General features: G+C 39.1%; 15 protein-coding genes. All 15 read right to left on the reverse strand.

Features of this window, described 5'->3' with window-relative positions:
* Positions 1 to 23: 23 nt before the first annotated feature.
* Positions 24 to 956 carry a S66 peptidase family protein gene (locus tag D8M05_RS10135; protein ID WP_121131423.1) on the reverse strand — a complete coding sequence of 311 codons (933 nt, stop codon included), beginning with the start codon at positions 954 to 956 and terminating at the stop codon, positions 24 to 26.
* A gap of 112 nt (positions 957 to 1,068) precedes the next feature.
* Positions 1,069 to 2,736 carry a peptide ABC transporter substrate-binding protein gene (locus D8M05_RS10140; protein ID WP_121131425.1) on the reverse strand — a complete coding sequence of 556 codons (1,668 nt, stop codon included), beginning with the start codon at positions 2,734 to 2,736 and terminating at the stop codon, positions 1,069 to 1,071.
* Between the two features lie 20 nt (positions 2,737 to 2,756).
* Positions 2,757 to 3,758: an ABC transporter ATP-binding protein gene (locus D8M05_RS10145; RefSeq protein WP_121131566.1), complete on the reverse strand. Its 1,002-nt coding sequence runs from the start codon at positions 3,756 to 3,758 to the stop codon at positions 2,757 to 2,759.
* Between the two features lie 9 nt (positions 3,759 to 3,767).
* Complete coding sequence (locus tag D8M05_RS10150; protein ID WP_121131427.1) at positions 3,768 to 4,724, reverse strand: ABC transporter permease; 957 nt, start codon at positions 4,722 to 4,724, stop codon at positions 3,768 to 3,770.
* Positions 4,725 to 4,727: 3 nt separating this feature from the next.
* The gene (locus tag D8M05_RS10155) at positions 4,728 to 5,660 is read right to left on the reverse strand and encodes an ABC transporter permease (protein ID WP_121131428.1); all 933 of its coding nucleotides are present in this window, start codon (positions 5,658 to 5,660) and stop codon (positions 4,728 to 4,730) included.
* A 796-nt stretch (positions 5,661 to 6,456) separates the two neighbouring features.
* Entirely contained in the window at positions 6,457 to 7,785 is a 1,329-nt protein-coding gene (murA, locus tag D8M05_RS10160; RefSeq protein ID WP_121131430.1) for a UDP-N-acetylglucosamine 1-carboxyvinyltransferase, read from the reverse strand.
* Between the two features lie 34 nt (positions 7,786 to 7,819).
* Positions 7,820 to 8,530, reverse strand: a complete 711-nt coding sequence (locus tag D8M05_RS10165) for a YwmB family TATA-box binding protein (RefSeq protein ID WP_121131432.1) — start codon at positions 8,528 to 8,530, stop codon at positions 7,820 to 7,822.
* A 137-nt stretch (positions 8,531 to 8,667) separates the two neighbouring features.
* A complete protein-coding gene (locus D8M05_RS10170; RefSeq protein WP_121131434.1) occupies positions 8,668 to 8,898 on the reverse strand; it encodes a DUF1146 family protein in 231 nt (76 codons plus the stop codon).
* A gap of 460 nt (positions 8,899 to 9,358) precedes the next feature.
* Entirely contained in the window at positions 9,359 to 9,757 is a 399-nt protein-coding gene (locus tag D8M05_RS10175) for a F0F1 ATP synthase subunit epsilon (protein WP_121131436.1), read from the reverse strand.
* Between the two features lie 123 nt (positions 9,758 to 9,880).
* Positions 9,881 to 11,287 (reverse strand): F0F1 ATP synthase subunit beta, encoded by a 1,407-nt coding sequence (atpD, locus tag D8M05_RS10180; protein WP_121131437.1) that lies wholly within the window; start codon positions 11,285 to 11,287, stop codon positions 9,881 to 9,883.
* A gap of 34 nt (positions 11,288 to 11,321) precedes the next feature.
* Entirely contained in the window at positions 11,322 to 12,182 is an 861-nt protein-coding gene (atpG, locus tag D8M05_RS10185; RefSeq protein WP_121131439.1) for an ATP synthase F1 subunit gamma, read from the reverse strand.
* A gap of 407 nt (positions 12,183 to 12,589) precedes the next feature.
* The gene (atpA, locus tag D8M05_RS10190) at positions 12,590 to 14,101 is read right to left on the reverse strand and encodes a F0F1 ATP synthase subunit alpha (RefSeq protein WP_121131441.1); all 1,512 of its coding nucleotides are present in this window, start codon (positions 14,099 to 14,101) and stop codon (positions 12,590 to 12,592) included.
* Between the two features lie 18 nt (positions 14,102 to 14,119).
* The gene (locus D8M05_RS10195; protein ID WP_121131443.1) at positions 14,120 to 14,665 is read right to left on the reverse strand and encodes a F0F1 ATP synthase subunit delta; all 546 of its coding nucleotides are present in this window, start codon (positions 14,663 to 14,665) and stop codon (positions 14,120 to 14,122) included.
* The gene (atpF, locus tag D8M05_RS10200; protein ID WP_121131445.1) at positions 14,662 to 15,189 is read right to left on the reverse strand and encodes a F0F1 ATP synthase subunit B; all 528 of its coding nucleotides are present in this window, start codon (positions 15,187 to 15,189) and stop codon (positions 14,662 to 14,664) included. Before atpF ends, D8M05_RS10195 begins: the two co-directional genes overlap by 4 nt.
* 146 nt (positions 15,190 to 15,335) lie before the next feature.
* Positions 15,336 to 15,548: a F0F1 ATP synthase subunit C gene (gene atpE, locus D8M05_RS10205; protein WP_121131446.1), complete on the reverse strand. Its 213-nt coding sequence runs from the start codon at positions 15,546 to 15,548 to the stop codon at positions 15,336 to 15,338.
* Positions 15,549 to 15,564: the final 16 nt, after the last annotated feature.

The following is a 15,564-nucleotide window of genomic DNA, read 5'->3' on the forward strand; positions in this document are numbered from 1 at the left end:
GGAACCGGGCACCAGCCACTTTTTCACCTTACCCCTGGTTCAACAACAAGCATTTTATTATCGGTTGATAACTTTGCACGTACACCAAGTGGTATAGCAAAGTGTGGTAAACAATGGCCTATCATAAATCCACTCATCACCGGACAACATAAATGGCTAAAATAATCTTCAAAAACTTCCTCTACTGTAAAAGAAGAAGGTAGTTTTGACTCAGCATTCGCGAAATCACCGATAATAATTCCAGCAGCTTCCGAAAGTTTACCTGACAGTTTCAACTGATTAAGCATGCTGTCAATACGATAAGGTTCTTCTCCAATGTCTTCAATAAATAGCAACTTCCCTTTCGTATCTATTTCAAATGGTGTTCCAATCGAACTGACTAAAAGCGACAAATTCCCTCCAACAAGTTGACCTTCTACCTCACCAGATTGAATCACTTTAAGTGGATAGCTACCTCCAAATGTATTTTCCGTATAGGCCACCTCCGCAGGTTCAAATAGCTGTTTCCACATGTGAAATGTTGTTCGTTCATCAAGTTCTTCTTTCCCTAAATCAGAAGCAGCCATCGGTCCGTGAAAGGTTATCATATTTGAATGCTTGCGTATTGCAGTATGTAAATAAGTTATATCACTATATCCCCAAATTATTTTAGGATTCTCTTTAATCAACTGATAATTAATATATGGCGCAATGCGTGCAGTTCCGTATCCACCGCGTGCAAAGAAGATTGCCTTAATATCCGGATTTGCTACCATGTCATGGAAATCACAAAGCCGTTCTTCATCCGTGCCTGCTAAGTAACCATGGACTTTGTCGATATGTTTGCCGTACTGCACTTTCAGGTCAAACGCTTCAAAAAAAGATATTGCTTTTTGCAAATTCATAAGATTTGGCGGTCCTGCCGGGGCAATTATTCCAACCCTATCCCCTTTATGCAACCTCTCTGGTAATAGCATTTACACCGCTCCTTTGTGATATATGTATAAGTGGTGTTTCATTAGGCCACACCCAGCCAACCTAGGCGTGGGGCGTGGCCATGTGTTTCTTCAAATGAGCCATTCCAATCTCTTATTGCTTATCTGCATATTTCAAATCAAAGTAGCCTACTGGATGTCGTAAAATACCAGATACACCTTCCGCTTCTAGAACAACTGTATTATAATAGCGAATTGGCATTGCAATCATTTCTTCTGCTAATAATTTTTCAGCTTCAAATAAATAATTGTATCGTGCTTCTGGATCTGTTTCTGCTCTTCCATTTGCAATTAATTCATCATACGCAGCACTAGAAAATCCTGTGCGGTTCATATACGAATCGGTGATAAAGCTTTCTAAGAAGTTTACTGGGTCATTGTAATCATTGATGAATGAACTACGAGAAAATTGCAGTTCTAAGTTTTGCTGTGCTTCAGCAAACACACCCCACTCTTGGTTTTCTAGTGTTACTTCAACGTCTAGATTTTGGATGAACATATCTTGCATCGCTTCGGCAACAGCTTTATTGCTATCACTTGTGCTATACGTCAATGTTATTTCTGGCAATTCATCGTATCCTTCTTCCTCCATCCCTTCAGCAAGTAATTGCTTTGCTAACTCAGGATCATAAGGTACAAGGTCTCCATTTACATCACGAAAGTCCTCTCCAGAAGGTGTTGTGAATCCTGGTGAAATAAAACCATATGCAGGCTCGACACCATTTTTAACAACGTACTGGGCAATTTCATCTCGATTCGTTGCATATGCAAACGCCTGTCTGATTTTCTTATTTTGGAATGGTTCTTCTGTAAGGTTGAAACGATAAAATTCAAGACCACCATACGGACCAATAAATACATTTTCTCCATCAATTAATTGATCTGACATTTCTGGTGGAATAGTTGCCGTATCAAGCTCTCCACTTTCAAACATTTGGTATTGTGTATTCGTATCATTTACCATTGCAAAATGAACCTTATCTAATTTCACAGCAGCTGCATCCCAGTATTCAGGATTTTTCGCGATCACTAATTCGACATTATGGTCCCAAGATTCAAGTAGGAATGGACCATTGGCAACGAAGGAATCAGCTTCAGCATGCCATTCAGAATTATCCTGGGCAACCTGGTGATTCACTGGAAAGAATGCAGGATTTGTTAGTACATCTAAGAAGAATCCAGTAGGAGCTGTTAGAACGACCTCTAACGTTTTCTCATCGACTGCCGTAACTGCTACATCATCACTAGAGCCTTCTTCATTATTATAACTTTCAGCCCCTTCAATGAAATATGCTAAGAACGCTGCAGGTGAAGCTGTTTCTGGATTCAGCATATGTTTCCACGCAAAAACAAAATCTTCTGCTACAACAGGGTCACCATTTGACCAGTTGGCATCTTCACGGAGATGGAACGTATACGTAAGGCCATCGTCTGAGATATCCCAACTTTCAGCAACCCCTGGGCCAGCCTTCGAATCTTGATCAAGACGAGTTAGTCCTTCCATCAGGTTGTTTAAAGGATCCCATGATACTTGGTCAAAACCAATGGATGGGTCAAAGGAAGTTGGTTCAATGCCATTGTTTAATAGAAGTACTTTCTCTCCTTCTGTTACCGCTTCTTCATTTGCCTCTTCTTCTGTAGTGTCGTCCTTCTGGTCTGTTTCCTCCGCTGGCTCTTCTTCTCCCGCGTCTTCACCCGTTGTACACGCCGCAAGTAATCCAACCGTAAAAATTGCCAATAGAATCAATAGAAACTTCTTCATTCTTTTGCCCCCTTATTCATTTACTTACTAACTGTAGAAGCTAGTAGTTTTTTCGCCCGCTCATCCTGTAGCCAACAGTTTACTTGATGTACATCTGAAAGCTCTGTTTGATTGGGGTAAACTTTATCACACACCTCCATAGCAAGTGGACATCTTGCTGTAAAAGGACAGCCTACCGGAGGTGAGAATAAATCTGGTGGCGTTCCATCGATTGGCTGTAACTTCCCTTTCTCATCCAATCTTGGAACAGAATTTAATAGACCTTTCGTATACGGATGTTGCGGTTTATAAAAGATATCCCGCTTTGTACCTGTTTCAATAATCTTTCCAGCATACATCACCGCAATCCGGTCAGCAATCTTTGCTACTACGCCCAAATCGTGTGTAATTAGAATAATAGAAACGTCTGTTGCTTCTTGTATCTTCTCAAATAGTTCAAGAATTTGCGCCTGAATGGTAACATCTAATGCTGTTGTTGGTTCGTCAGCGATTAGCAATTCTGGTTTACAAATGAGCGCAATTGCAATTACAATTCGTTGACGCATCCCACCACTAAATTGATGTGGATATTGCTTTAGCCTTTCTTCAGGGCTTGGAATGCCAACGAGTTCCATCATTTCTATGGCCTTTTTCTTTGCTTCCTTAGATGAGACTTTTTGATGCTCAACAAGCCCTTCCATCAATTGTGTCCCAATTGTAAGGGTAGGATTAAGTGCTGTCATTGGATCCTGGAATATCATTGAAATATCAACCCCACGAACCTTACGCATTTCCTTTTCCGTATAGCTTGTTAAATCCTTCCCTTTAAAAGTAATTCTCCCATCGGTTATTTTTCCTGGTGGATTTGGAATGAGACGCATGATTGCATTTGATGTCACACTTTTTCCACAGCCTGACTCTCCTACGATTGCAAGTGTTTCCCCTTTATTTAAATAGAAATCAACACCTCTTACAGCTCTCACCGTTCCTCCATAGGTAGAAAAGGTCACATGTAGGTTCTCAACTTCTAGTATTCTTTCGATTGTCCACACCTACTTTCTCAGTTTTGGATCAAGGGCATCTTGTAGCCCGTCACCTAATACATTAAAGGCAAACATCGTAAACGAAATAAAGAATGCTGGGAAGAACAATGTCCACCAATTTCCTGAAAGAATTGCACCTAACGAATCATTCGCCATGACACCCCAACTCGCATATGGCGCTTGAATACCTAGTCCGATAAAACTTAAGAAAGCTTCTGCAAATATTGCAGAAGGGACAGATAGCGTCATTTGTACGATAATTGGTCCCATCGTATTTGGGAGCAAATGTTTTCGAATAATTCTTGAGGCCTTGCCACCAAAAGACTGGGATGCTAGAACAAATTCATAATTCTTAATTTGTAGGACCTGTCCCCGCACAATTCGGGCCATCCCTACCCAGCCTGTAATTGTTAATGCTAGAATAATAGTGAATAAACTAGGACCTAATACAACTAATAGCAGAATCGTAACAAGTAGACTTGGAATTCCATATAAAATCTCAATGATGCGCATCATAATCGTATCGGTTCTCCCGCCCTTATAGCCAGATATTCCACCCCAGATTATCCCGATAAACACATCAATTAGTGCTGCAACTAACCCTACAAATAATGATATACGTGCGCCGTACCATGTTCTTGTAAAAACATCACGTCCAGCTGAATCCGTTCCGAACCAATGCTCTGAAGATGGAGGTTGGTATTGGTTCGGACGGTCCTGTACATTCACTTCATATGGCGTCATCATCGGACCGAATATGGCCATAAAACTTAGCAAAATGAGAAAAACAAGCCCTAGCATCGCCATCTTATTTTTCCTTAATCTTCTCCATGCATCCTGCCAGTAGGAAAGCGAGGGTCTTAATACAACTTCAGCAGCTTCTTTATCCTTCTCTTTTAAGGAAAACCATTCCTCTGGTACATTTGAAGTAGAATGACTTTCATATCGTTCACCTAATGTACGCATCTCCTATTCCCCTCCTTTTTTATGTAATTTTATTCGAGGGTCCAGAATGCCATAAACGATATCCACCAAGAAAAGCATGAAAATTAGAAAGGCACTATAAAATACAGTTGTTCCCATAATAACGGGATAATCGCGTTGATTAATACTCTCGACAAAATATTTACCCATCCCAGGAATTGCAAAAATTTGCTCGATCACAAAGGTTCCCGTCAAAATTCCTGCAAGTAGGGTACCCATAATCGTGACAATCGGCATGAGTGCATTTCGTAACGCATGTTTAATGGTTATTTTCCATGGTGATAGGCCTTTGGCACGGGCCATTTTTATGTAATCTTGCGTTAATACTTCAATCATGGTCGATCTTGTTAATCGAGCAATAATTGCCATTGGCCCTGTTGCAAGCGCCAATACTGGAAGTACCATATGCATTGGACTTGACCAAGTCGCAACCGGGAAAATTTTCGCATTGACTGCTAACTCTTGAATAAGCAATGTTGCTAAAATAAAGTTTGGAATAGAAATACCGAGTACAGCTAATCCCATAGCTAAATAATCAACAATCCCATTATGGCGAAGTGCGGAAATGATTCCTAAGACGATACCAGAAATAACTGCCACAATAATCGTTACAATACCAAGCTCAAATGAAATCGGAAAACCTCTCCCCAATAGATCATTAACTGTTTGATTCGGCTGCTTAATGGAAGGGCCAAAATCTAGCGTTGCAACCGATTTCAAATAAAGCAAGTATTGTACATGATAAGGATCATCTAGATTATAATGCGCCTCTAGATTTGCCTGCACCGTTTCATTCGATGCACGTTCATCATTAAAAGGTGAACCTGGAATACTAACCATCAAGATAAATGTAATAGTAACAATAATCCACAACGTCACCATAGAAATTAAAAATCGCTTTAAGATATACTGGAGCATCTACATGCCACCCCCAATGTCTGGTATCTACTTACGAATCATATGTATTCTTGGAAAAAAGAAGTTTTTCTCTGGATAAAAGCTCTCTTCTACGGATATAAGCTCTTTTCTACGGATATAACCTCTCTTCTACGGATATAAGCTCTCTTCTACGGATATAAGCCCTCTTCTACGGATATAATCCCTCTTCTCTGGATATAAGCTCTCTTCTCTGGATATAAGCTCTCTTCTCTGGATATAAGCCCTCTTCTCGGGATATAACCTCTCTTCTACGGATATAACCTCTCTTCTCCAGATATAACCTCTCTTCTCGGGATATAACCTCTCTTCTACGGATATAACCTCTCTTCTACGGATATAACCTCTCTTCTACGGATATAACCTCTCTTCTACGGATATAACCTCTCTTCTACGGATATAACCTCTCTTCTACGGATATAAGCTCTTTTCTCCGGATATAAGCTCTCTTCTACGGATATAACCTCTCTTCTACGGATATAACCTCTCTTCTCGGGATATAACCTCTCTTCTCCAGATATAAGCTCTCTTCTACGGATATTTGCTCTCTTCTCCAGATATTTGCTCTCTTCTCGAGTTAAACGCTTCTAAGAATCCTTATATTTAAAGTTTTCACTTGCCACCCTCTTCCGATAATTGTTAATTTTCTATTAATATTATCACAAATTAAGAATATAGGGAATAGAATATTTTCCTATTTATTTACAGTAATTTGTAGCCAATAACCAAATAAAAAAAGCAGATGACCGGAGCCATCTGCTTTTTTTGGAAATAAATATTAAGATAATTTTGCCACAATTCTATTGTTCTTATAATCTACTTGTACCATTACTTCATTATCGTCTACACGTTCAATGTCTGCACCAAGTGATGCAAGTTTTTCAGCTAAATTAACGTAACCACGATCAAGGTGTTTTAATTCCGTTACTCGTGTATTTCCTTCAGCACATAATCCAGCCAAAATTAGCGCAGCAGCAGCACGTAAATCTGTCGCAGCAACCTCTGCACCTTGTAGGTCTGAAGGTCCTTCAATAATAACGCTACGTCCCTCTATTTTCATTTTCGCATTCATACGTCTAAATTCTTCTACATGCATAAAGCGATTTTCAAATACAGTTTCGGTAATAACACTTGTACCTTTAGCTTGTAACATTAATGCCATCATTTGTGATTGCATATCTGTTGGAAAACCAGGATATGGCAAAGTCTTTATATCCGTTGCTTTTAAATTATACTTATCTGGACCGATAACACGAAGCCCACCAGCTTCTTCTTTAATCGTTACATTCATCTCTTCCATTTTTGAAATAACGGAACGTAAATGTTCAGGAACCGCATTCTCGATAAGGATATTTCCATTTGTAATTGCCGCTGCGACCATGAAGGTACCAGCTTCAATTCGGTCAGGAATAATGGAATGCTGTACACCACGAAGTTTTTCTACACCCTTAATACGAATTGTTTCCGTACCTGCTCCAACAATTCTTGCACCCATTTTATTTAAATAATTCGCCAAATCTACAATCTCAGGCTCTTTGGCACAATTTTCGATAACTGTTTTTCCTTCAGCTAATGCTGCAGCCATCATAATATTTTCTGTTGCACCTACACTTGGCATATCCAAATATATTTTAGCACCTTTAAGGCGTCCGTCTACATTTGCTTCTACAAAACCGTTACCAACATGTATTTCGGCACCCATTGCTTCAAAGCCTTTTAAGTGTAGATCAATCGGACGTGATCCGATTGCACACCCACCTGGCATAGCCACTTTCGCATGGCCATAGCGGGCTAGAAGTGGTCCCAACACTAATACAGAAGCACGCATTTTCCGAACATACTCAAACGGTGCTTCTGTCGTTAATTGCCTTGATGCATCAACTATAACTGTATTTTTCCCAGCATTAAATTGAACATCGACATTCATGTTTCGTAATACTTCGTTTATTGTATATACATCCGCTAAGACAGGAACATCTGTAATGACGCTCTTACCTTCACTAGCGATTAAACTTGCTGCGATAACAGGGAGTACTGCATTTTTAGCACCTTCCACCCTGACGGTGCCATTCAATTGGTGTCCGCCTCTTACGATGATTTTTTCCATGTAACAAATCTCCTTCAGATCCAATTTCATTATATTAATATTCATTTATTAGGATAGGTGTTCCTACCGTAAGTTCTGTAATACCTTTTTCATTCTTAGTTATTGCTACTTGTACATTTATTGGGGTACGTTCAATGATGATCTGTTCATTTATATGGGTTGTATACCCGTAAACAAATTTTTTACTCACTGAATTCGGAGTATTGTCAAAATGTGTATTAATTTGTTGAAGGTTAAAATAATTTGTAAGCTTTTGTTGAAACTCACCTTCAATTATTATATCACTTGACATAGCATTCATCCAGGAAAATATTTTTCTGGAGTCTGTAAAAAATTCCATACAAATCGATTCTTTCATAAGATACGTTTCTTTCACTTCTTGTCCCCAATTATTCCCCTCGAATACAACAATTAACTCTGGATAAGTTAGATTATCTTTGGGTATAACAATATTATATAATACGGACATATTATTATCTATTTGTGGGTCTCTAAATTGATATTTTATTACAGTTTCTTCTTCCGTTCTAGAGCCTTTATAACTATCTTGAAGTTCATCAAGAATTCGTTCAATATCTGTTATCGTTTTTTGTTCCTTTATCATTACTTGCCACTGGCCAATCTCTATATCTGCATCTTCAAAGAACCCAGCCAACTGAAAAATATCATGACTTTCAGATCCTTGAACAGTCGTCGCATTTGCTGTAAACAACATAATAATAGTAATAAGAACGATTTTCCACATAAAAAAGCCCCCTCATTCAAACTTCTATCATCATTATGAACAAGAGGTTCTATTATTATACGATTTTATAACAGAATAAATAGTAGAATAGTAGATTCTCTAGAAACACACTATCCTCTTTATTGTGGAGTTACTAATTAGAAGAGGTAAACTAAGTCGCCCGACCATTGCAAAATATCCAAGAAAAATCGGCTAACACCTGCTCCAATAACAACAGCGACAAAAAACATTAAAATTCTTGCCTCCGTTACACGGCCTTTTCGTATTATTGAGTCAATATTTATTGAAACGATGACACGCCATGTAAAATAAATAAATAGGAAATGTGAGAAAATGCTAATTAGAGCCCATTGGCCAATAGAAAACATAAAAAAGCCCCTTATTTTTATTTGCTACTTGTACTTTGCCATGAATGCTGTCAAAAGTCAATCGAATCTAATAAGTATTAGCCGTTTGTTGTAGAAATATAGTGGAATTTCCCTGGAAATATCAAATAGAATCGATTTACTAATTTTGTGTCCGAAGATTGTAGAAAGGGGAATTGTCTTCTTAGACGTGTTTTAGTAAAGCGAAAAAATTTTTTGGAGTATTTTGTAAGAAATTGTTGCCTTTCGACATTCAAAATTTTATTAGAAATCTGATTTCTTTGCGTATAGTTGCAAAGCTTACGTCACCTTACGTCAACTTAGCAAAAGGTATTTGACAATTTTCTTAAGTTTAAGCATTTTCTTGTCTATAACTGAACTAGAGCAAAAATGCATACAAGCTAATCCAAACATGAAAATATCCCCTATACCTTAATCAGTATAGGGGGTTTACCAATAAATATTATTTACTTAATACATCTAATCGGTTGATTGCTCGTTTGAGTGCTAATTCAGCCCGTAGGTAATCGATATCGTCTTGTTTTGATTGAATACGGCGTTCAGCTCGTTCTTTCGCTTCCCTTGCACGTTTTTCATCAATATCTTCAGGTTTTTCTGCAGATTGTGCAAGAATGGTAACTTTATTCGAACTAACTTCCATTACGCCACCATTTACTGCTAATTGCCTCTGATCATTGCCATTTTTTAGTCGAATTGCAGCAATGGAAAGAGGAGCAACTAGTGGGATGTGGTTTGGTAAAATACCAATTTCACCAGTTTCAGCTTTGGCAACAATCATTTCGTAATCGCCTTCCAAAACGGGACCATTAGGAGTAACAACACTCACAGTTAGTGTTTTCAATGTAACCCCTCCTATGATAGAGATAGATGTATCGAACTGGAAGCCTTAACATCTATCTCGCGCTATTCTTATTGTCTAGCTCAGGACGTCCAGGGACTAGCGAGACTTCCCTCACTTTTCTTATTAAGCTAAACTATTTGCTTTTTCGACTACTTCTTCAATGCGCCCTACAAGACGGAATGCATCTTCTGGAAGGTCATCGTATTTACCGTCTAAGATCTCTCTAAATCCTTTAACCGTTTCTGCTACCGGTACATAAGAACCGGGTTGTCCAGTAAACTGCTCCGCTACGTGGAAGTTTTGAGATAAGAAGAATTGGATACGACGTGCACGAGCAACAATAAGTTTGTCCTCATCGCCTAACTCATCCATACCTAAGATCGCAATGATGTCTTGTAATTCTTTATAACGTTGAAGAATTTGTTGTACTTCAATCGCTACTTTATAATGATCTTCCCCAACAATTTCTGGGTCAAGTGCACGTGATGTAGATGCTAACGGATCCACGGCTGGGTAGATACCTTGTTCAGATAAGCTACGCTCTAGGTTCGTTGTTGCATCTAAGTGAGCAAATGTCGTTGCTGGAGCTGGGTCAGTATAGTCATCGGCAGGTACATAAATAGCCTGAATCGATGTTACAGAACCTTTATCTGTTGATGTAATACGTTCTTGTAATTGTCCCATTTCTGTTGCAAGTGTCGGTTGGTAACCAACGGCAGAAGGCATACGTCCAAGTAACGCTGATACCTCAGAACCTGCTTGTGTGAATCGGAAGATATTATCAACGAACAATAGAACGTCCTGTCCTTGTTCATCACGGAAATATTCCGCCATTGTAAGTCCAGTAAGTGCTACACGCATACGTGCACCAGGTGGCTCGTTCATTTGTCCGAATACCATGGCAGTTTTAGCGATAACTCCTGAATCTTTCATTTCATAGTAAAGGTCATTACCTTCACGTGTACGCTCTCCAACACCAGCGAAAACCGAGATACCACCGTGCTCTTGAGCAATGTTGTTGATTAGCTCTTGAATTAATACGGTTTTACCTACACCGGCACCACCGAACAATCCAATTTTACCACCTTTGATATAAGGTGCTAAAAGGTCTACTACTTTGATTCCTGTTTCTAAAATTTCCGTATTAGTAGACAGGTTTTCAAATTTAGGAGATTCGCGGTGAATTGGGTCTCTGCGAACGCTAGCTGGAAGAGGTTCATCTAAATCAATGTTATCCCCTAATACATTAAATACGCGGCCTAACGTTACATCCCCAACTGGTACAGAGATTGGTCTACCTAAATTTTCAACTGCTGCTCCACGTTTTAATCCGTCTGTAGAAGCCATTGCAATGGTACGAACCGTATTGTCACCTAATTGAAGTGCTACTTCTAATGTAAGTTCAGTACCTTTTGCACCATCTGACCCCATTGGGACGGTTAACGCATCATATACATTTGGGAGTGCGCCTTCATCGAATTTTACGTCGACAACTGGCCCCATTACTTGTGTCACATGTCCTTTACTCAAAAGTTTTCCCTCCTACTTTCTAAAGGTTAAGGAGCTACTCAAGTGCTGCTGCACCACCACTAATTTCAGTGATTTGTTGTGTAATCGCAGCTTGACGTGCGCGGTTATACGTTAATGTTAGGTTATCAATAAGTTCTCCAGCATTATCCGTAGCACTACTCATTGCCGTCATACTTGCTGCGTGTTCGCTCGCTTTTCCATCTAATAATGCACCAAAAATTAAACTTTCCGCATATAATGGTAATAAAACTTTTAAAATTTGCTCTTGATTTGGTTCATATTCATATTCAGAAATCGTTGACCCATGTTCATGCAAATCTTCAAGTGGTAATAATTTATTCATTGTTGGTTTCTGAGAAACTGCACTAACATAATGGTTATAAATGATGTTTAACTCATCGATTTCACCATCACTGTACATTGCTACCGTTTGCTGTGCAAGCTCCTTAATATCTGCAAAAACTGGATGATCGGCCACCCCTAAGATACTATTTGATACAGGAATATCTCGCTTCTTACAATAATCGTAGCCTTTACGTCCAAGGACAATTACTGTATATTCATCAGCAGACTGATGACGCTTCTGTATTTCCTGTTGCAACGTTTTTAAAACATGGCTATTGTATGCTCCAACTAACCCACGATCAGATGTAATTACAATATACCCAGTCTTTTTCACTTTTCGCTTTTCTAACATAGGATGCGAAACATCAGGATTACTGTTTGCTATATTTGCAACAACTTCCTGCATTTTTTCGCTATAAGGAACATAGCCTTTTGCATTTTGTTCTGCTTTATTCATTTTTGATGCAGATACTAACTGCATGGCTGATGTAATCTTCCTTGTTTTCTTTGTAGAATCAATTCGGGCTTTAATATCTCTAAGTGATGCCAAGCTTCTTTCACCACACTTTCGTATAACAGAGGTTAGAAGTCAGAAATCATAAGTGAACACTTTATGATTTCTGTTTTTTTAATTTATCAAACATCGCTTTCGCTTTAGTTATCTTCTAGCTCTAGCGACCAGGGACTAGCAGATTTCCCTCACCTCCGTACGATAAGTCTACATCAATTCGCTTCCGCTCATTGTGTTTCCTTTATCTTCTACGGCTCAGTCCAATCTGTACGTCCCTAAACGGTCGCTTCCGCTTTAGTTATCTTCTAGCTCTAGCGACCAGGGACTAGCGCAACTTCCCTCACCTCCGTACGATAAGTCAACATCAATTCGCTTCCGCTCATTGTGTTTCCTTTATCTCCTCCGGCTCAGTCCAGTTCGTACGTCCCTTAACGGTCGCTTTCGCTTTAGTTATTTGATGGTAAGAATGTTTTCTTGAATGATTCGATTGCATCGTTCATGTCGCTTGCTTCTGGTAGGCCACCAGTTTCACGAATGGAAGCAAGTAATTCTGCACGATTAGAATCTAACCATACGTTCATTTCGCTTTCAAAACGTAGTATATCTTCTACAGGAATATCATCTAAGAATCCTTTTGTTAATGCATAAATGATCATAACTTGTTTTTCAACAGCTAATGGTTTATGCAAGCCTTGCTTAAGTACTTCTACAGTACGTTCCCCACGGTTTAGTTTCGCTTGAGTTGCTTTATCAAGGTCAGAACCAAATTGAGAGAATGCTTCTAGCTCACGGAATGACGCAAGGTCTAGACGCAATGTACCAGCAACTTTTTTCATTGCTTTGATTTGTGCGGAACCACCTACACGGGATACAGACAAACCAGCATTGATTGCCGGACGTACACCAGAGAAGAACAAGTCAGATTGTAAGAAGATTTGTCCATCTGTAATTGAGATAACGTTTGTTGGAATATATGCACCAATATCGCCTGCTTGTGTTTCAACGAAAGGTAATGCAGTTAATGAACCGCCACCTAATGCATCACTTAATTTAGCAGCACGTTCTAATAAACGTGAATGTAGGTAGAATACATCCCCTGGGAATGCTTCACGACCTGGTGGACGACGTAATAGTAAAGAAAGTTCACGATATGCAACGGCTTGTTTAGACAAGTCATCATATACAACAAGGACGTGTTTACCGTTATACATAAATTCTTCACCCATTGCTACACCTGCATATGGTGCAAGGTATAATAATGGAGCAGGGTCAGATGCACCAGCAGTTACAACGATTGTATTTTCTAAAGCACCGTAGCGACGGAATGTTTCAACCGTTCCACGAACGGTTGACTCTTTTTGTCCGATTGCTACATAGATACAAATCATATCTTGGTCTTTTTGATTGATAATTGTATCCACTGCAAGTGTTGTTTTACCTGTTTGACGGTCACCGATGATTAACTCACGTTGTCCACGACCAATCGGAACAAGTGCATCGATTGCTTTAATACCTGTTTGTAATGGCTCATCAACTGATTTACGATCCATTACTCCCGGTGCTTGCGCCTCAATTGGGCGAGTTTTCGTTGATTCGATTGGACCTTTTCCATCGATTGGTTGTCCAAGTGGGTTAACAACTCTTCCTAATAATCCTTCACCAACAGGCACTTGCATAATGCGACCTGTACGGCGAACTTCATCGCCTTCTTTAATTCCTGTATATGGTCCTAAAATAACGATACCAACGTTACTTTCTTCTAAGTTCTGTGCCAATCCCATGACACCATTAGAGAACTCAAGTAGTTCTCCAGCCATCGCGTTGTCAAGACCGTGTGCACGTGCAATACCGTCCCCAACTTCAATAACTGTTCCAACATCATTGACTTCTAAATCAGCTTCATAGTTTGCGATTTGTTGTTTTATCAGTGTACTGATTTCTTCAGCATTAATGCTCATAGCCTTTCACCCCTATCATCATATGTTTGCTGATACGATATCCCGTTCGATTCGCTGTAATTTTCTACTGATAGAACCATCATAAATGGTGTTACCAATACGAATCTTCATTCCACCGATTAAAGAAGGATCAACAACATTTTGAATATGTACTTCACTCTTATTTAATCGTTTGACAAAAGACATCTTAAGATTGAGTTTTTCATCATTGGATAATTCACGAACAGAATATACGGTAGCAACTGCTATTCCTTTTGCATCGTTCACTAATTGGAGAAACCCGTCAATAATGGACGGAATGAGGTCAGTACGATGACGGTCAACAATTAATTTTAATGTATTGATTACGTCAGTATGCATTCCCCCGAACGCTTCCATTAATAGCTGTTTCTTCTTCACATTATTGATTCCAGGATGCAACAAGAATGTCTTTAATTCTTCGTTATCTTGAAAAATCCTGCGAACAATGGTAAATTCATCGACAAATTTATCTAAACTAAGTTTTTCTTTACCAAGTTGAAAAAGAGCATCTGCGTAACGTTTTGAAACAACTTGTTCACTCATCGCCCTTCTCCTACCTCTTTAAGAAATGTGTTAATCAATTCTTCTTGGTCTTTCTCAGAGATTTCCTTCTCAATTACCTTACCAGCTATAAGTACGGATAGAGAGGCAACTTGCGCTTGAAGTACTTGTATTGCTTGCTCTTTTTCGTTTTGAATATCTGCTTGTGCTTGAACCTTAATACGTTCTGCTTCCTTGCGTGCAGCTTCGATGATATCTTGTTCCTGCTTCACACCAGCATTTTTTGCATTTTCTATCATTTTTTGTGCTTCTTGTTTTACTTGAAGTAACTCAGCCGCAGCATCTTTAGACGCTTGTTCAGCTTCAAGTCTACTTTTCTCAGCAGCTTCAATTTCGCCTGCAACATATTCTTCACGCTTTTGCATCATATTCATAAGAGGGCCCCAAGCGAATTTCTTGAGTAGGATGAGTAAGATGATGAACGCAATTAATTGTACTGCCATATCTCCAAACCTAAATCCCCCAACACTTGCACTAAGTGTCATTAAACCAACGTATGATTGCACGGATTCCACTCCTTTCGACAGTAACTATTCATGCTATATAGTTATGGGTGATGTTCATAGAATTATATTTCAATTAGGCATAAAGGAATGGCGAAGATTCGATGTAAAGGAACTTCGCCATGTTAATGTTGTAAAATAAAACGTTATTACATAAAAATAGCCATGAATGCGATAACTGCTGCGATAATCGGAATCGCCTCTACTAGTGCTACCCCGATAAACATTGTACCTTGTAGTGGTCCTCTTAATTCTGGTTGACGTGCAATACCTTCTACTGTTTTACTTACGATCATACCGTTACCAATACCAGCTCCTAATGCTGCTAAACCAATTGCAATTGCTGCTGCTAATGCTGCCATTATTTATTTCCTCCTT

Origin of the sequence: Oceanobacillus bengalensis (assembly GCF_003628445.1) — a bacterium.
GTDB lineage: Bacteria > Bacillota > Bacilli > Bacillales > Amphibacillaceae > Oceanobacillus > Oceanobacillus bengalensis.